This window comes from Limnohabitans curvus (assembly GCF_003063475.1).
GTDB classification, from domain to species: Bacteria; Pseudomonadota; Gammaproteobacteria; order Burkholderiales; family Burkholderiaceae_C; genus Limnohabitans; species Limnohabitans curvus.
Window position 1 is genome coordinate 2,611,068 of record NZ_NESP01000001.1, and the last position, 17,960, is coordinate 2,629,027.

The window sequence follows — 17,960 nt, forward strand, 5'->3', positions numbered from 1 at the left end:
AACTGAATACGGAGAATTTAAATGGCTGCAATTACCGCAAGCATGGTCGCTGAACTGCGCGCAAAAACTGACGCTCCCATGATGGAGTGCAAAAAAGCTTTGACTGAGGCCGATGGCGACATGGCCAAAGCAGAAGAGTTGTTGCGCGTCAAGCTCGGCAGCAAAGCTGGTAAAGCTTCTAGCCGCGTGACTGCCGAAGGCGTTGTCACCAGCTTCATCAGCGGCAACACAGGTGCTTTGTTGGAAGTGAACTGCGAAACCGACTTCGTGACCAAGAACGACAGCTTCTTGGCATTGGCACAAGCTGCTGCTAAGTTGGTGGCTGAGCACAACCCCGCTTCTATCGAAGCCTTGGGCGCTTTGCCTTACGAGCAAGACAGCTTCGGCCCTACGCTCGAAGACGTGCGTAAGGGTTTGATTGGCAAGATCGGCGAGAACATGAGCTTCCGCCGCTTCAAGCGTTTCGACGGCGCACACAAGTTGGCTTCTTACTTGCACGGCACACGCATTGGCGTGTTGGTCGAGTTCGACGGCGACGAAACAGCCGCTAAAGATGTGGCCATGCACGTGGCTGCGATGAAGCCTGTGGCTTTGACCAGCGCTGACGTGCCTGCTGACTTGATCGAAAAAGAGCGTTCAGTTGCTGCAGCCAAAGCGGCTGAGTCTGGCAAGCCTGCTGACATCACCACCAAGATGATTGAAGGTTCTGTGCAAAAGTACCTCAAAGAGGTGTCTTTGTTCAACCAAACTTTCGTCAAGAACGACAAGCAAACCGTTGAGCAAATGCTCAAGGCTGCTAACACCAATGTGGCTTCTTTCACCCTGTACGTGGTGGGCGAAGGCATTGAGAAGAAGGTCGACGACTTTGCCGCCGAAGTGGCCGCCCAAGTCGCTGCCGCTAAGCAGTCTGCTTAAAACAAAGGGGGGCTTAGGCTCCCCTTTTGATATCCCCGTACATCAATTCAACTGCACACATCAAGGAGCCTTTTCATGACCTCACCAAAGCCAGCCTACAAGCGTATTTTGCTCAAGCTGTCGGGGGAGGCCTTGATGGGCGACGATGCGTTCGGTATCAATCGCGCCACCATCGTTCGCATCGTGGATGAAGTGACTGAGGTCATCAACCTCGGCGTCGAGGTGGCCATCGTCATTGGTGGCGGCAACATCTTTCGCGGTGTCGCGGGTGGTTCGGTCGGGATGGACCGTGCCACGGCTGACTACATGGGTATGTTGGCGACGGTGATGAACTCACTGGCTTTGGCCGATGCCATGAACAAGACCGGTTTGACCGCACGCGTCATGTCTGCCATCGCGATTGACCAAGTGGTCGAGCCTTATGTGCGCCCCAAAGCTTTGCAATACCTCGAAGAGGGCAAAGTGGTGGTGTTCGCTGCCGGTACCGGCAACCCTTTCTTCACCACCGACACCGCTGCTGCATTGCGCGGTGCCGAGATTGGTGCAGAGATGGTGCTCAAAGCCACCAAGGTGGACGGTGTTTACTCGGCCGATCCCAAGAAAGACCCCAACGCCACGCGTTACACCGAAATCAGCTTTGACGATGCCATTGGTCAAAACCTCGGCATCATGGACGCCACCGCTTTTGCGTTGTGCCGTGACCAAAAGTTGCCGATCAAGGTGTTCTCAATTTTCAAGAATGGCGCGCTCAAGCGCGTCGTCATGGGCGAAGACGAAGGCACGTTGGTGCACGCCTAATTTTCCCGTTTTTTTTCGAACCCCACACTGCGCTGCCTCAGGAGCTCAACATGACCATCGCTGACATCAAAAAAACCACCGAAACCAAAATGGGTCAATCCATTGCGGCCTTCAGCCACAGCTTGTCCAAAATTCGCACGGGCCGTCCTAGCCCTGCATTGCTTGATTCGGTGCAAGTCGATTACTACGGCTCGATGGTGCCTATCAGCCAAGTGGCCAATGTGTCTTTGCTGGACGCCCGCACCTTGAGCGTGCAACCTTGGGAAAAGCCCATGGGCGCCAAGATTGAAAAAGCCATTCGTGACAGCGATTTGGGTTTGAACCCCTCGTCCATGGGCGAGTTGATTCGCGTGCCTATGCCGCCTATGTCGGAAGAGCGCCGCAAAGAATTGACCAAAGTGGTTCGTACCGAAGGCGAAAACGCCAAAGTGGCAGTGCGCAACTTGCGCCGTGATGCCAACGAATCCGTGAAGAAATTGGTGAAAGACAAACTCGCGTCTGAAGACGACCAAAAACGCGCAGAAGCAGACATCCAAAAAGTGACTGACAGCCACATTGCTGAGATTGACAAGCTCATCGCCAGCAAAGAACACGAAATCATGTCGGTTTAAACCAGATGTTGAAGCAACGCGTCATCACTGCGCTGGTTTTGTTGGCGCTCCTTCTGCCAGCGTTGTTGGCGGATACGGCTGAGCCTCTGGCTGGGCTTTCACTGGTTCTCATTGCTGCAGGTGCATGGGAGTGGGGGCGATTGAATGGCTTTGCCATGCGCGGTTCTTTGCGCGTAGCGGCGCTGTGTGTGATGTTGTGTTTGTATGCTTGGTCTGCGCGCTGGGCTTATGCAGCGCCTGCGTATGTTTGGTCGATCTCCGGTTCCGCGTGGGTCTTGGTTGCTGGCTGGTTGATTCGCAATGGCGTAGAACGCTGGGCCACGATTTCGCGTGTGGTGCGGTTGGTCGTGGGCGTGTTGGCTTTGTGGCTCACATGGGTGGCTATGTACCAAGCCAAGGTCATTGGCGTGAACTTTTTGTTGTCTGTGTTGCTCCTCGTCTGGATGGCCGACATCGCTGCTTATTTTTCTGGCCGTGCCTTTGGCCGACGCAAGCTGGCCCCGGCCATCAGTCCTGGCAAAAGCTGGGAAGGTGTGTGGGGTGGCATGGTGGGTGTCTTGCTCATGGCCTGCGTTTGGATTTGGGTCGACACGCAATACGCGGTGGACAGCCAAAGTTTGTACACACGTTTATACAGTCGTGGCGCACCGTTCTTGGTGCTGGCTACGTTGTTCTTGACTCTGATGAGTGTGGCCGGTGATTTGGTCGAGTCATTGGTCAAACGCAGCGCAGGCATGAAAGACAGCAGCCAGTTATTGCCAGGCCATGGTGGCGTGTTAGATCGTGTGGATGCTTTGCTGCCAGCTTTGCCTTTGGCCATGATGTTGGCGCAATCGGTGTGACAAGCATGCAAGCAGGCGCAAAGCCACAACGCATCACCGTGCTGGGCTCGACGGGCTCAATTGGCACCAACACTTTGGACGTGATTGCGCGTCACCCTGAACGATTTCAAGTTTTCGCACTCACAGGTGCCACCCAAGTCGATTTGATGCTGCGCCAGTGTGCGCAGTTCAAGCCGCGCTTTGCGGTGATGGTGCATGCGCAAGCCGCGCAACAACTCAAAGACAAAATTCAAGCCGAAGGCTTGAACACCGAAGTGCTGAGTGGTGCTGCCGCTTTAGACGAGGTGTCTGCGCATCCGGATGTCGAGACGGTGATGGCCGCCATCGTGGGCGCTGCCGGTTTGTCGCCATGTTTGGCTGCCGCACGCAGTGGTAAGCGTTTGCTTTTGGCCAACAAAGAGGCTTTGGTGGTTGGCGCAGAAGTGTTTTTAGATGCGGTCAAACAAGGCGGCGCAACGCTGTTGCCGATTGACAGCGAACACTCAGCCATTTTTCAGTCGTTGCCAGAAGATGCTTCGACATGGGATGCGCGCGTTGAAAAAATCATCCTCACCGCGTCAGGTGGGCCTTTCCGCACCCGCGACTTAGCCACACTGAAAGACGTGACGCCTGAACAAGCGTGCGCCCATCCCAACTGGGTGATGGGACGCAAGATTTCAGTGGATTCGGCCACCATGATGAACAAAGCGCTCGAAGTGATTGAGGCGCGTTACTTGTTTGGTCTGCCGCCCGAGCGCTTGGAGGTGGTGATTCATCCCCAAAGCATCATCCACTCGATGGTGCAGTACCGAGATATGTCGGTGGTAGCGCAGCTCGGCACGCCTGACATGCGCGTGCCCATCGCCTATGGCTTGAGCTGGCCTGAGCGCATGGCCTCTGGCGCGCAAGCCTTGGACTTTCATGCGTTGTCTGCGATGACGTTTGAAGCCTTGGACGACCATGGTCATCCGGAGCGTTTTGCGGGCATCCATTTGGCCTGGGATGCTTTGCGTGGCCCACGTGGCACTACGGCGGTGCTCAATGCCGCCAACGAAATTGCCGTGGCCGCTTTCTTGGAGCGTCGCATTCGCTTCGATCAAATTCACGACGTGAATCAAAACTGCATGGCGCAGCTGTCGCCATCCGCACCGCACAACTTGGACGATTTGTTGGCCCTGGACGCGCAAGCCCGTGCCGTGGCTGAAGATGCTGTCCGCCTCTTGGCCAAATAAGCCATGACCCTCTTGGCCTTTTTGCTCGCACTGGGTGTGCTCATCACCGTGCATGAGTGGGGCCACTACCGCGTGGCGGTGGCATGCGGTGTCAAAGTGCTCACGTTCTCAATCGGTTTTGGCAAGCCTTTGCTGCGTTGGAAATCTCGCCAACCACACGCAGGGCAAGACACCGAGTTTTTAATCAGCCTCATTCCTCTCGGTGGCTACGTCAAGATGCTCGACGAGAACGAAGGCGATGTGGCGCCGCAAGATGCGCCTATGGCCTTTAATCGTCAACCGTTGCGGGTCAGAGCGGCGATTGTGTCTGCTGGACCTTTGGCCAATTTGGCGCTCGCCGTGTGTTTGTATGCGGTGACTTTTTGGGTGGGGCAATACGAAACCCAAGCCACCTTGGCCGCGCCTATTGCAGGCTCTGTGGCAGAAGCCGCTGGCTTACGCAGTGGTGACACCGTGTTGCGTGCTGGAACTTCAACCGAAGATTTGCAAGGCATCGCTTCTTTGGATGCGCTGCGTTGGTGGTTGCTTCAGCAAGCTGCGTCAGCTGTGTATTTAGAAGTGCAGCCGCAGGGCAAGTCAAGTGCTCGTGTTTTGAGTTTGCCTGCGCTTGCCGAGGATGCGCTCACCAACACCAGCGATGCTTGGCAGGCCCGCGGCTTCGCGGGGGCGTGGAGTCGTGCGGTGTTGGCTGACGTTCACGTAGGTGGTGCGGCGCATGCGGCAGGGCTGCAACGCGGCGACGAGGTGTTGCGCATCGAGGGTCGTGTGGTGTCAGATGCCAGCACACTGCGAACCATGGTGCGTGTCAGTGGGCAGCATGAAGTGCCTCTGCCACAAATGTGGGACGTGTTGCGTGCCGGGCATCCGCTTCACATTGAAGTTCAACCCGAACAAATCACCGAAGCTGCCCAGCACTTTGGTCGCATTGGCGCGCAAGTGGGCGAGCCACCTGCCAAGGTTTGGGTTCAGTACGGCATGTGGGTTGGGATTGACAAAGCCATGGTCAAAACATGGGAGGTTGTCGTGATGACGCTCGACATGTTGGGCCGCTTGCTCACCGGCCATGCGTCGTTGGATAACCTGAGCGGTCCGCTGACCATGGCCGACTACGCGGGGCGTTCTGCAAGCCTTGGCATGGGTGCGTATTTGAGTTACTTGGCCCTGGTCAGTGTGAGCCTGGGGGTGTTTAACCTGCTGCCTCTGCCTGTCCTTGATGGGGGGCACCTGTTGTATTATCTTTACGAGGCCTGCACAGGGTATCCTCCTTCGCCGCAATGGCTCGATACCTTGCAGCGCGCGGGTTTGGCGCTGCTTGTGGCACTGATGGTTTTTTCTGTTTTTAACGATCTGGTTCGCCTGGGCTGGCTGCCATGAGTCTCACTATTCATCCCATGAACATGCAACTTTCTCAATTTCGTCGCACCACACTTGCCCAAACTGCTGCATTCATTGCCGGTACGTTGATGGCGTTCAATGCACTGGCTGCGGACCCATTCAATGTGCGTGACATTCGTGTGGAGGGTTTGCAACGTGTGGAGCCTGGCACTGTGTTTGCCTCCATTCCATTTCGCGTGGGCGACGACTACACCGACGAAAAAGGCGCGGCTGCCATTCGCAGCTTGTTTGCCTTAGGCTTGTTCAAAGACGTGCGTATTGAAGTCAATGGCGATGTGTTGGTCTTGATTGTTGAAGAGCGCCCCAACATCGCTCAGGTCGAATTCATTGGTACCAAGGAGTTTGACAAGGATGTGTTGCGCAAGGCTTTGCGTGACATTGGTTTGGCCGAAGGTCGTCCATTTGACAAAGCGCTGGCTGACCGCGCTGAACAAGAGCTCAAGCGCCAATATGTGAACCGCAGTTTGTACGGCGCAGAAATCATCACGACCATCACGCCCAGTGACCGCAACCGTGTGAACTTGTCGTTCACGGTGGTGGAGGGCGATTTGGCCAAAATCAAAGAAATGCGTGTGGTCGGAGCCAAAGCGTTTGATGAGTCAAAACTGTTGGACCAATTCGATCAAGGCACAGGCAACTGGTTGAGCTGGTACACCAAGTCGGATCGCTATTCGCGCACCAAACTGAATGCAGACTTGGAGACCTTGCGTGCGTGGTATTTGGCTCGTGGTTATTTGGAATTTCGCATTGACTCCACGCAAGTGGCGATTTCACCCAACAAGCAAGACATCAGCATCACCATCAACGTCACCGAAGGCGACCGTTTCGTGGTCTCTGAAGTGGCGATGGAAGGGTACTACCTTGGCAAGGATGACGAGTTCAAGTCGTTGGTCGAGATCAAGGCGGGTCAAGCTTATAACGCGGATGACGTTGCTAAAACCACCAAAGCATTCAATGAGTACTTTGGCAACTTTGGCTTTGCATTTGCCCGCACCGATGTGCGTCCTGAAATTGACCGCGCAACGAATCGTGTGAAGTTGGTTCTTGTTGCAGACCCCGCGCGCCGCGCCTATGTTCGACGCATCAACATTGTGGGTAACAACCGCACGCGCGATCAAATCGTGCGCCGTGAGTTTCGCCAAACCGAATCTTCTTGGTATGACGGCGAGAAAATTCGTTTGTCCCGCGACCGTGTGAATCGCTTGGGCTACTTCAAGGATGTCGAAATCGATACTCAAGAAGTGCCATCGTCTCAAGATCAAGTAGATTTGAACGTCAACGTGGTTGAAAAACCAACAGGTATGTTGACGTTGGGCGCAGGCTTCTCGAGTGCAGAAAAAGTTACCTTTTCTTTCGGTATCCAGCAAGACAACGTTTTTGGTTCTGGGCATAACCTGGGCTTGCAGGTCAGTACGAGCAAGTACAACCAGTATTACGTCATTAACACCACCGATCCCTATTTCACAGAAGATGGCGTGTCCCGCACGTTTGAGTTCTACCACCGAGCCAGCAAACCATACGTGGAGCAGGGTGGTAACTACAGCATGGTCACCTCGGGTTTGGGCGTGCGATTTGGTCTGCCATTCAGTGAGCTAGATCGTGTGTTTATCGGTACCTCTGCGGAGCGCACTGAACTTGTCAAAGGCACCAACATGCTTGGTGTGCATGAAGATTTATGTGCTCACTTTGGCTGCGTTGCCCAAAACGTGCCGATCACAGCGGGTTGGGCCCGTGACAGCCGTGACAGTTATTTGAATCCAAACAGTGGCAAGTTCATTCGCTTGAACAGTGAGCTGGGTGCGATTGGTGATGCCCGTTATACAAAATTGGGTGGGCAATATCAGCAGTATCTGCCCATCACCAAGCAATACACCTTTGCGTTCAATGCGGACCTGGGCTTGGGTAAAGGTTTGAACGGTCAAACACTGCCGTTTTATAAAAACTACTACTCAGGCGGCTTGGGTTCCGTGCGTGGTTTTGAGCAAGGTACTTTGGGTCCTCGCGACGTGACAGGCCCCAAAATTGGTGGTGCCAAAAAGATCACGATCAACACAGAATTCTTGATGCCTTTCCCAGGCGCTGGCAATGACCGAACCCTGCGTTTGTATGGCTTCTACGACATGGGCAACGTCTACGGCGAGCTCGAAAGGTTTGACCTGAGTCAGTTGCGTAGCGCCTACGGTGTGGGCTTGAGCTGGGTGTCGCCGATGGGGCCTTTGCGTTTTGCATGGGCACGTCCAGTCCGTACATTCCCAGGCGATAGAATCCAACAATTGCAATTCCAAATCGGGACATCCTTCTGATGAACATGTTTACTCGTCAAATTTCCTTAGCAGTTGTGTTGGGCTTGGCCGCGTTCTGCGCGCAAGCTGAAGAAATTCGCATTGGCTTTATCAACACCGATCGCATTTTCAAAGAGGCCAATACAGCCAAACAAGCGCAAGCCAAATTGGAACAAGAATTTTCCAAGCGCGAAAAAGAATTGAATGACGCAGGCAATGCGTTGAAATCGTCGGTTGAAAAGTTTGAACGCGAAGCGCCCACGCTGTCCGAGTCTCAGCGCGCCGCTCGTCAAAAACAATTGGGCGAACAAGATCGCGACTTCCAACGCAAACGCCGTGAGTTCCAAGAAGAACTCAACGCCCGCAAGAACGAAGAGTTTCAACAAGTGCTTGAACGCGCCAATCGCGTGATCAAACAAGTGGCTGAGGCTGAAAAATATGACCTGGTGTTGCAGGAAGCTGTCTACATCAACCCCAAGCACGACATCACTGACAAAGTGCTCAAGGTCATCAACGCCGCCAAATAATCTGCCGTGGCACTGAGTCTCGGCCAAATTGTCGAAAGTCTGGGTGGTCGCCTCATCGGTGATCCTCAGCACCTCATTCAAAAACTCGCGCCGCTTGACACCGCTCAAGCCGATGCGCTGAGCTTTTTAAGCAACCCCAAATACCAATCGCAGCTCGCCACCACCCAGGCGGGGTGTGTCATTGTCTCGCCCGCTGTGGCGGATGCAACGGACGCACGAACCGCATTGATCGTGGCGGCCAACCCCTACCACTACTTTGCGCGCCTCACGCAGCTGTGGCGTCAGCACACACGCGTGAGTGATGAGCCTTTGGTTCATCCCAGTGCCGTGATTCATCCGCAAGCCCATGTCGATGCCACGGCACGCATTGGCCCGCTGTGTGTGGTCGAGCGCGGCGCACACATCGGTGCAAACACGTGGCTCAAATCGGGCGTCACCGTCGGTGAAGATTGCCGCATTGGTGAGCGCTGCATCGTGCACGCGGGCGTGGTGATTGGTGCGGACGGCTTTGGTTTTGCCTTGTTCGAAGGCCGCTGGGAAAAAATTGAGCAATTGGGTGCTGTGCGCATCGGCAATGATGTCGAAATCGGTGCCAACACCTGCATTGACCGTGGCGCTTTGGACGACACCGTGATCGAAGACGGCGTCAAGCTTGATAACTTGGTGCAAATTGGTCACAACGTGCACGTGGGTGCGAATACAGCCATGGCCGGTTGTGCTGGCGTGGCGGGCAGTGCGCGCATTGGCGCGAACTGCACGGTAGGCGGCGGTGCTGTGGTGCTGGGGCATTTGCAGCTCGCAGATGGCGTGCATATTTCGGCCGCTTCGGTGGTCATGCGTTCGATTCGCCAGCCGGGGCAATACAGCGGCGTGTTCCCAATCGACGACAATGCGTCGTGGGAGAAAAATGCCGCCACCTTGCGCCAATTGCATCGCTTGCGCGACCGCATCAAATCTCTTGAATCAGCCTTAGAAAGTCAAAAAAAATGAGCATGGATATTCACCAAATCTTGAAGCAATTGCCACACCGTTACCCCTTTTTGTTGGTGGACCGTGTGTTGGAGCTCGAAAAAGGCAAGAGCATCAAGGCGCTCAAAAATGTGACGATGAACGAGCCGTTTTTCGGCGGTCATTTCCCACACCATCCTGTGATGCCTGGCGTGTTGATTTTGGAAGCCCTGGCACAAGCTGCAGCCTTGTTGGCGTTTGACACCTTGGGCGCTGCACCCGATGACAAGACGGTGTATTACTTTGCAGGCATTGACGGTGCGCGATTCAAGCGTCCTGTTGAGCCAGGCGATCAACTCATCTTAGAGGTTGAGCTGGACCGCATGAAGGCCGGTATCTTCAAATTCAAAGCACGTGCCAAAGTGGGCGATGTGGTGGCCACAGAAGCTGATTTGATGTGCACCATGCGCTCTATCGCCTAAACACCTACAAGTCCAAACAGCAAACGATGAGCCTCATTCACGCCACCGCCATTGTGGACCCCAAGGCCGAGCTCGACAGCTCGGTGCAGGTGGGGCCTTACACCATCATTGGACCCAACGTGCGCATTGGCGCGGGCACGACTGTGGGGCCGCATTGCGTGATCGAAGGTCACACCACGATTGGCAATGACAACCGTATTTTTCAGTTCAATTCGCTGGGCGCTGTTCCGCAGGACAAGAAGTACGCAGGCGAGCCTTGCGAGCTGATCATTGGCGACCGCAACACCATTCGCGAGTTTTGTACCTTCAATATTGGCTCACCCGGTGATGCGGGTGTGACCAAAGTTGGCAACGATAACTGGATCATGGCCTATGTGCATTTGGCGCATGACTGCGTCGTGGGCAACCACACCATCTTCGCCAACAGCGCGCAGTTGGCAGGCCATGTGCATGTGGGTGATTGGGTCATTTTGGGGGGCTTCACCGTGGTGCACCAGTTTGTGCGCATTGGCGCGCACAGCTTCTCGGCCATGCACTCGCTTTTGTTTGCCGATGTGCCGCCGTTTGTGATGTGCCAAGGCCAGCCTGCGGAGCCACGCTCCATGAACTTCGAGGGCTTGCGCCGTCGAGGGTTCTCTGCTGAGCGTATCAGCGCCGTCAAGGCCATGCATAAAGCTTTGTACCGTGATGACTTGACGTTAGAGCAAGCCAAAGAGCGCATTGCCGCCTTGAGCCAAGAAAAACCAGAAGCAGCCCCCGATGTGGCCATGATGCTGGATTTCTTGAACCAGACCTCGCCGCAACGCGGCATCATCCGCTAAACACCATGGCCGAGGCCCTGTCTTTCTCGCTCGTCGCAGGCGAGGCCTCGGGCGATTTGCTTGCTGGCCTTTTGCTCGGCGGCATGCGCGACAAATGGCCCGACATGCGCAGCGCAGGCATTGGTGGCCCGCGTATGGCGGCCCAAGGTTTTGAGCCTTGGTGGCCTTACGAAAAACTCGCGGTGCGTGGCTACGTGGAAGTGCTGCGTCATTACCGAGAAATTGTGGGCATTCGCCACCAACTGCGCGAACGCTTGCTGGCTAATCCACCCAGTGCTTTCATTGGAGTGGATGCACCAGATTTCAATCTCGACTTAGAACGCGACCTCAAAGCCCAAGGCATTCCCGCGATTCACTTTGTGTGTCCCTCCATTTGGGCGTGGCGCGCAGACCGCGTGGAGAAGATTCGCCAAAGCGTGGACCACGTGTTGTGCATCTTCCCGTTCGAAACCGACTTACTCGCGCAGCATGGCATCGACGCCACGTATGTGGGCCACCCCTTAGCTAAAAATATTCCCGACGTGCCAGACCGCGCTGCTGCACGCACAGCGCTTGGTTTGCCGCAAGACGCCACCGTGGTGGCTTTGCTGCCGGGTAGCCGCAGTTCTGAAATTGAGTATTTGGCGCACCGCTTTTTACAAGCTGCACAACGCATGGCCAAGCAGCAGCCGGGTTTGTACTTCGTCTTACCAGCCATGCCCGCTTTGCGCGCGCGCATCGAAGCCATTGCCAAAGATGTGGGCGAGGTGCCCAATCTTTTGGTGCTCAATGGTCAATCACACGCCGCATTGGCAGCTTGCGATGTCACGCTCATTGCCAGTGGCACAGCCACCTTAGAGGCTGCGCTGTTCAAACGCCCCATGGTGATTGCGTACAACATGAATTGGCTCAGCTGGCAAATCATGCGCCGTAAAAAACTGCAACCTTGGGTGGGCTTACCCAACATCTTGTGTCAAGACTTTGTGGTGCCCGAGTTGTTGCAAGACGCCGCCACACCCGATGCGTTGGCGCACGAGGTGTTGCAATGGCTGGCCAACCCTGCGGCGGCTGCCGCAGTTCAACAACGCTTTGCGACGCTGCACGACACGTTGCGCCGTGACACTCCCGCACTGGCGGCCCATGCGATCGAAAAAGTTCTTGCGCGCTGAACAAGCTGCGCTCATTTGGGATGCTCCAGGCTTGATCGCTGGGGTGGATGAGGCTGGGCGTGGTCCGTTAGCTGGTCCCGTAGTGGCTGCGGCTGTCATCTTGGATGACTTGAATCCGATTGCAGGTTTGGCCGACTCTAAAAAACTCACCCCCTTGAAACGCGAGCGTTTGTATGACGAGATTCGTGCCAAGGCTTTGTGTTGCTCGATTGCTGAAGCGACAGTGGAAGAGATTGACGAACTCAACATCTTGCAAGCGACCATGCTGGCTATGCGCCGTGCGGTGGAAGGTTTACGCCTCAAACCCACCAAGGTGTTGGTGGACGGCAACCGTTTGCCCGTGCTCGATGTGTTGGCCGAAGCCATCGTCAAAGGCGACAGCAAAGTGCAGGCCATTTCAGCGGCGTCTATCTTGGCCAAGGTGCACCGTGACCGTTGGTGCCAAGAGCTGCATGCACAGTACCCGCAATACGGCTTTGATGCGCATAAGGGCTACGGCACGGCTGCGCACTTGCAAGCCCTCAAAGAACATGGCGCCACACCTTGGCACCGCACATCGTTTTCGCCTGTGGCTGAGGTTTTGAAATGAACTTGATCACCTCACGTGACAACCCCTTGGTGAAAGACCTGCGCCGCTTGTCGCAAGACAGCACGGCGTACCGCAAACTCGGCCGTGTTTGGTTAGAGGGCGACCATCTGTGCCGCGCTGCGCTCGCGCGTGGTGTCAAGCCTGAACATGCGGTGTTTGCCGAATCGTTGTGGGCCACTGCACCGCGTGAATGGACGCAAGCGGCTGAGCGCAACACGGTGTTGCCCGATGCGCTGTTTGCCGAAATCAGCAGCCTAGAGTCACCCGCCAAGATGGGCTTTGTGTTGGCGGCACCCACCTCGCAAGAGGTGCAGCCAACGACACCCACCGTGGTGCTGGATCGCGTGCAAGACGCTGGCAACGTGGGCTCGATTCTGCGCAGTGCTTCGGCCTTTGGCTTCAAGCAAGTGCTGGCCATCAAAGGTTCTGCCGCTCTGTGGTCGCCCAAGGTTTTGCGGGCAGGCATGGGTGCGCATTTTGGGCTGCACTTGGTCGAAGGTTTGAGTGCCGACGATTTGAATGCCTTGGACATGCCTTGGGTTGCCACCAGTTCTCACCAAGGCCCGTTTTTGCACACCCTGCTGGCCGAGGCCAAGCTGCCCATGCCTTGTGCTTGGCTCATGGGTCACGAAGGGCAGGGCGTGTCTGCCGCGTTGGCCGAGCGTGCCACCGTGCATGTGCGCATTGCGCAGCCTGGCGGGGAAGAGTCCCTCAATGTGGCCTCGGCTGCTGCTATTTGCTTACACGCCAGCGCCACCTGTCATTTGGGTTAATTCACCTGTTTTGATTCGGGAAAACCGGTGCCTCGGATATAATGAGAGGCTTTCCCGCATCAACCTGTACGCCCCAGCTCAAACCTAGGCAAATTCCTCGAACAAAGCAGCCAAAGAGACACGTTCTCTTGTGAGCGCTGAGGCGTACCCGAACTATTCCGGAGAACCCAGTGCTTTTGTCTCTTCAGGGAACCTTCCCGCCCGCCATCTTGGCGCTCGCAGACGGCACGGTCTTTATCGGCAACTCGATCGGAGCCTCTGGCTCTACTGTCGGCGAAGTGGTGTTCAACACCTCACTCACCGGCTACCAGGAAATCCTCACTGACCCCAGCTACTGCCAGCAGATCGTCACCTTGACGTACCCGCACATCGGTAACTACGGCGTCAACGTGGAAGACATCGAAGCTGACAAAGTCCATGCTGCTGGCTTGATCATCAAAGACTTGCCTTTGATAGCAAGCAACTTCCGCTCTAGCCAAACCTTGTCGGCCTATTTGGCTGATGCAGGCACCGTAGCCATCGCCAACATCGACACCCGTCAACTCACACGCATCTTGCGCACCAAGGGCGCGCAAAACGGCGCGATCGTGGGCTTGGCCAAAGGCCAAGAAGTTACGCAAGCGTTGATCGACCAAGCCGTGGCATCTGCCAAAGGCGCGCCGAATATGGCGGGCCTCGATTTGGCGCAAAAAGTCACAGTGTCTAAGTCGTATGAGTGGACAGAAACCGAGTGGACTTTGGGCGAAGGCTACGGCAACTTGACCGCGCCTAAGTTCCATGTGGTCGCGTATGACTTTGGCGTGAAGAAAAACATCTTGCGCATGTTGGCCGAGCGCGGTTGCAAAGTGACCGTGGTGCCCGCCAAGACCCCAGCGGCTGACGTGCTCAAGCACAACCCTGACGGTATTTTCTTGTCCAACGGCCCTGGGGACCCTCAGCCTTGCGATTACGCAATTGCTGCGGCTGCAGAGTTGATCGAAACCGGCATTCCTACATTTGGCATTTGCTTGGGTCACCAAATCATGGCCTTGGCCAGTGGCGCGAAAACGTTCAAGATGAAGTTTGGCCACCACGGCGCCAACCATCCTGTGAAAGACCTCGACTCTGGTCGCGTATCCATCACCAGCCAAAACCACGGTTTTGCAGTGGACGAAAAATCATTGCCCGCCAACTTGCGTGCCACGCACGTGTCTTTGTTTGACGGCACTTTGCAGGGCTTGGCCCGCACCGACAAACCCGCGTTTTGCTTCCAAGGCCACCCTGAAGCATCGCCCGGCCCGCACGACATTGCTTACCTCTTTGACCGCTTCATCAAACTGATGGAGGCGAAATAATCATGCCAAAGCGCACCGACCTAAAAAGCATTCTCATCATTGGCGCAGGCCCGATCATCATTGGTCAGGCGTGTGAGTTCGATTACTCCGGCGTGCAAGCTTGTAAAGCTTTGCGTGAAGAGGGCTACAAAGTCATCTTGATCAACAGTAACCCTGCCACGATCATGACCGACCCTGCTACGGCAGACGTCACCTACATCGAACCTATCACTTGGCAAACGGTTGAGAAGATCATTGCCAAAGAGCGTCCCGATGCCATCCTGCCCACCATGGGTGGTCAAACTGCGCTGAACTGCGCGTTGGATTTGTGGCACCACGGCGTGTTGGCCAAGTACAAGGTCGAGCTGATTGGCGCAACACCTGAGGCCATCGACAAAGCCGAAGATCGCTTGAAGTTCAAAGATGCCATGACCAAGATTGGTCTGGGCTCTGCGCGTTCAGGCATTGCCCACAGCATGGAAGAAGCGTGGGATGTGCAAAAGAGTTTGGGTTTCCCCACCGTCATTCGCCCCAGCTTCACGCTGGGTGGCACAGGCGGCGGCATTGCCTACAACCCAGAAGAATTCGAAATCATCTGTAAGCGCGGCTTGGAAGCCTCACCCACCAACGAGCTGTTGATTGAAGAGTCTTTGCTCGGTTGGAAAGAGTACGAGATGGAAGTGGTGCGCGACAAGGCGGACAACTGCATCATCATTTGCTCGATCGAAAACTTAGACCCCATGGGCGTGCACACGGGTGACTCCATCACTGTGGCACCCGCACAAACCTTGACCGACAAGGAATACCAAATTTTGCGTAACGCCTCTTTGGCTGTGCTGCGCGAGATCGGTGTGGACACGGGCGGTTCCAACGTGCAGTTCTCCATCAACCCCAAAGATGGCCGCATGGTTGTCATTGAGATGAACCCACGTGTGTCGCGTTCATCTGCGTTGGCGTCCAAAGCCACGGGTTTCCCGATTGCAAAAGTCGCCGCCAAGTTGGCGGTGGGTTACACGCTCGACGAGTTGCGCAATGAAATCACAGGCGGTGCAACGCCTGCGTCGTTCGAGCCATCCATCGACTACGTGGTCACCAAAATTCCACGTTTCGCGTTCGAGAAATTCCCAACTGCTGACAGCCGCTTGACCACTCAAATGAAATCGGTGGGCGAGGTGATGGCCATGGGCCGTACCTTCCAAGAGTCCTTCCAAAAAGCCCTGCGCGGTTTGGAAGTCGGCGTGGACGGTATGAACGAAAAAACCCAAGACCGCGAAGTGCTCGAGAAGGAATTGGGCGAACCCGGTCCTGAGCGTATTTGGTACGTGGGCGATGCGTTCGCCATGGGCATGAGCGTGGACGAGGTGTTTGCCTTGACCAAGATTGACCCTTGGTTCTTGGTGCAAATCGAAGAGATTGTGAAGATTGAGCTTGAGCTTGAAACCACATCGCTCGACGCCATCACTGCACACGAGTTACGCGCTTTGAAAAAGAAGGGCTTCTCAGACCGCCGTTTGGCCAAGTTGCTCAAGACCACCGAACACGTGGTGCGTGCACGCCGCCATGACCAGGGCATTCGCCCCGTCTACAAGCGTGTGGACACCTGTGCGGCTGAGTTCTCGACGGACACGGCTTACATGTATTCGTGTTACGAAGGTAACGGCGACGCCTTCGGCGTGGGTGCTGCTGAATGCGAAGCAGAGCCTACCAACAACAAAAAAATCATGGTGCTCGGCGGTGGTCCTAACCGCATCGGTCAGGGTATCGAGTTTGACTACTGCTGCGTTCACGCCGCGCTCGCCATGCGCGAAGACGGCTATGAAACCATCATGGTCAACTGCAACCCAGAGACTGTGTCGACCGACTACGACACCTCTGACCGTTTGTACTTTGAGCCATTGACGCTCGAAGACGTGCTCGAAATCGTCGACAAAGAAAAGCCAACCGGCGTCATCGTTCAATACGGTGGTCAAACACCTTTGAAATTGGCTTTGGGCCTGGAGGCGGCTGGCGTGCCGATCATCGGCACCAGCCCAGACATGATTGACGCGGCCGAAGACCGTGAGCGTTTCCAAAAGTTGTTGCAAGACCTCGGTCTGCGCCAACCGCCCAACGCCACAGCCCGCACCGAGCCAGAAGCTTTGGAAAAAGCCGCAGCTTTGGGTTACCCCTTGGTCGTTCGTCCCAGCTACGTGTTGGGTGGCCGTGCGATGGAAATCGTGCACGAGCAACGCGACCTCGAGCGCTACATGCGCGAAGCGGTCAAGGTGTCGCACGACTCGCCTGTGTTGCTCGACCGTTTCTTGAACGATGCGATTGAGTGCGATGTGGACTGCTTGCGCGACCCAGAAGGCAAGACCTTCATCGGCGGCGTGATGGAACACATCGAACAAGCCGGTGTGCACAGCGGCGACTCGGCTTGCTCCTTGCCGCCTTATTCGTTGTCGGCTGATACCGTGAACGAACTCAAGCGCCAATCTGCAGCCATGGCGGGCGCTTTGAACGTGGTCGGCCTGATGAACGTGCAATTCGCGATTCAACACGTGGACGGCAAAGACGTCATCTATGTGCTGGAAGTCAACCCACGCGCGTCACGCACGGTGCCTTATGTGTCCAAAGCCACGGGCATCCAGTTGGCCAAGGTCGCTGCACGCTGTATGGCGGGCCAAACCTTGGCATCGCAAGGCATCACCAAAGAAGTGACACCCCCTTACTTCAGTGTCAAAGAAGCGGTGTTCCCCTTCGTGAAGTTCCCAGGTGTGGACACCATCCTCGGCCCAGAGATGAAGTCAACCGGTGAAGTCATGGGTGTGGGCAAAACATTTGGCGAAGCCTTTGTGAAGAGCCAATTGGGTGCTGGCACCAAGTTGCCTCGTCCTCGCGATGCGGATGGCCGCTCGACGGGCAAGGTGTTCATCTCGGTGAAGAACAACGACAAAGCACGTGCCATCGAAGTGGCGCGCCAGTTGTCTGTTTTGGGCTTTGAGTTGATTGCAACCAAAGGCACAGCATCTGCCATTGTGGAGGCCGGCGTGCCCTGCGATGTGGTGAACAAAGTGACCGAAGGTCGCCCACACATTGTGGACAGTATCAAAAACAACGAAGTGGTGTTGGTCATCAACACCGTGGAAGAGCGTCGCAATGCGATTGCCGATTCGCGCCACATTCGTACCTCGGCATTGCTCAACCGTGTGACCACCTTCACAACCATCGCAGGCGCTGAAGCGGCTGTGGAAGGTATGAAGTACATGGACAAGTTGGATGTCATTTCTGTGCAGGAAATGCACGCTCAACTGACGGCCTAAGGA

Annotated in this window: 16 protein-coding genes; all 16 read left to right on the forward strand. The window is 55.6% G+C overall.

What is annotated here, in order from left to right; all coding sequences use genetic code 11:
* The first annotated feature begins 21 nt into the window (after window positions 1-21).
* Window positions 22-915, forward strand: coding sequence for a translation elongation factor Ts (gene tsf / locus B9Z44_RS13115; protein WP_108360106.1), 894 nt, complete (start codon window positions 22-24; stop codon window positions 913-915).
* A 75-nt stretch (window positions 916-990) separates the two neighbouring features.
* On the forward strand, window positions 991-1,713 hold the full coding sequence (gene pyrH / locus B9Z44_RS13120) for a UMP kinase (RefSeq protein WP_108360105.1): 723 nt from the start codon (window positions 991-993) through the stop codon (window positions 1,711-1,713).
* A 50-nt stretch (window positions 1,714-1,763) separates the two neighbouring features.
* Window positions 1,764-2,324: a ribosome recycling factor gene (gene frr, locus B9Z44_RS13125; protein WP_108360104.1), complete on the forward strand. Its 561-nt coding sequence runs from the start codon at window positions 1,764-1,766 to the stop codon at window positions 2,322-2,324.
* A gap of 5 nt (window positions 2,325-2,329) precedes the next feature.
* The gene (locus B9Z44_RS13130) at window positions 2,330-3,166 is read left to right on the forward strand and encodes a phosphatidate cytidylyltransferase (RefSeq protein WP_108402643.1); all 837 of its coding nucleotides are present in this window, start codon (window positions 2,330-2,332) and stop codon (window positions 3,164-3,166) included.
* Window positions 3,167-3,171: 5 nt separating this feature from the next.
* Window positions 3,172-4,377 (forward strand): 1-deoxy-D-xylulose-5-phosphate reductoisomerase, encoded by a 1,206-nt coding sequence (gene ispC / locus B9Z44_RS13135; RefSeq protein WP_108402644.1) that lies wholly within the window; start codon window positions 3,172-3,174, stop codon window positions 4,375-4,377.
* Window positions 4,378-4,380: 3 nt separating this feature from the next.
* Window positions 4,381-5,751 (forward strand): RIP metalloprotease RseP, encoded by a 1,371-nt coding sequence (rseP, locus tag B9Z44_RS13140; protein WP_108402645.1) that lies wholly within the window; start codon window positions 4,381-4,383, stop codon window positions 5,749-5,751.
* 89 nt (window positions 5,752-5,840) lie between these two features.
* Window positions 5,841-8,075, forward strand: a complete 2,235-nt coding sequence (gene bamA / locus B9Z44_RS13145; protein ID WP_108402924.1) for an outer membrane protein assembly factor BamA — start codon at window positions 5,841-5,843, stop codon at window positions 8,073-8,075.
* Entirely contained in the window at window positions 8,075-8,581 is a 507-nt protein-coding gene (locus B9Z44_RS13150; RefSeq protein ID WP_108360100.1) for an OmpH/Skp family outer membrane protein, read from the forward strand. The genes bamA and B9Z44_RS13150 overlap by 1 nt, the downstream gene beginning before the upstream one ends.
* A gap of 6 nt (window positions 8,582-8,587) precedes the next feature.
* Window positions 8,588-9,571, forward strand: coding sequence for a UDP-3-O-(3-hydroxymyristoyl)glucosamine N-acyltransferase (lpxD, locus tag B9Z44_RS13155; protein ID WP_108402646.1), 984 nt, complete (start codon window positions 8,588-8,590; stop codon window positions 9,569-9,571).
* 2 nt (window positions 9,572-9,573) lie between these two features.
* Window positions 9,574-10,011: a 3-hydroxyacyl-ACP dehydratase FabZ gene (gene fabZ, locus B9Z44_RS13160; RefSeq protein ID WP_108360178.1), complete on the forward strand. Its 438-nt coding sequence runs from the start codon at window positions 9,574-9,576 to the stop codon at window positions 10,009-10,011.
* A gap of 26 nt (window positions 10,012-10,037) precedes the next feature.
* Entirely contained in the window at window positions 10,038-10,832 is a 795-nt protein-coding gene (lpxA, locus tag B9Z44_RS13165; protein ID WP_108402925.1) for an acyl-ACP--UDP-N-acetylglucosamine O-acyltransferase, read from the forward strand.
* A 5-nt stretch (window positions 10,833-10,837) separates the two neighbouring features.
* Window positions 10,838-11,980 (forward strand): lipid-A-disaccharide synthase, encoded by a 1,143-nt coding sequence (gene lpxB / locus B9Z44_RS13170; protein WP_108402647.1) that lies wholly within the window; start codon window positions 10,838-10,840, stop codon window positions 11,978-11,980.
* Window positions 11,952-12,569 (forward strand): ribonuclease HII, encoded by a 618-nt coding sequence (gene rnhB, locus B9Z44_RS13175; RefSeq protein WP_108402648.1) that lies wholly within the window; start codon window positions 11,952-11,954, stop codon window positions 12,567-12,569. The genes lpxB and rnhB overlap by 29 nt, the downstream gene beginning before the upstream one ends.
* Window positions 12,566-13,342, forward strand: coding sequence for a TrmH family RNA methyltransferase (locus tag B9Z44_RS13180; RefSeq protein WP_108402649.1), 777 nt, complete (start codon window positions 12,566-12,568; stop codon window positions 13,340-13,342). The genes rnhB and B9Z44_RS13180 overlap by 4 nt, the downstream gene beginning before the upstream one ends.
* Before the next feature lie 170 nt (window positions 13,343-13,512).
* Complete coding sequence (carA, locus tag B9Z44_RS13185) at window positions 13,513-14,676, forward strand: glutamine-hydrolyzing carbamoyl-phosphate synthase small subunit (RefSeq protein WP_199220234.1); 1,164 nt, start codon at window positions 13,513-13,515, stop codon at window positions 14,674-14,676.
* 2 nt (window positions 14,677-14,678) lie between these two features.
* Complete coding sequence (carB, locus tag B9Z44_RS13190; RefSeq protein WP_108402650.1) at window positions 14,679-17,957, forward strand: carbamoyl-phosphate synthase large subunit; 3,279 nt, start codon at window positions 14,679-14,681, stop codon at window positions 17,955-17,957.
* Window positions 17,958-17,960 lie beyond the last annotated feature (3 nt).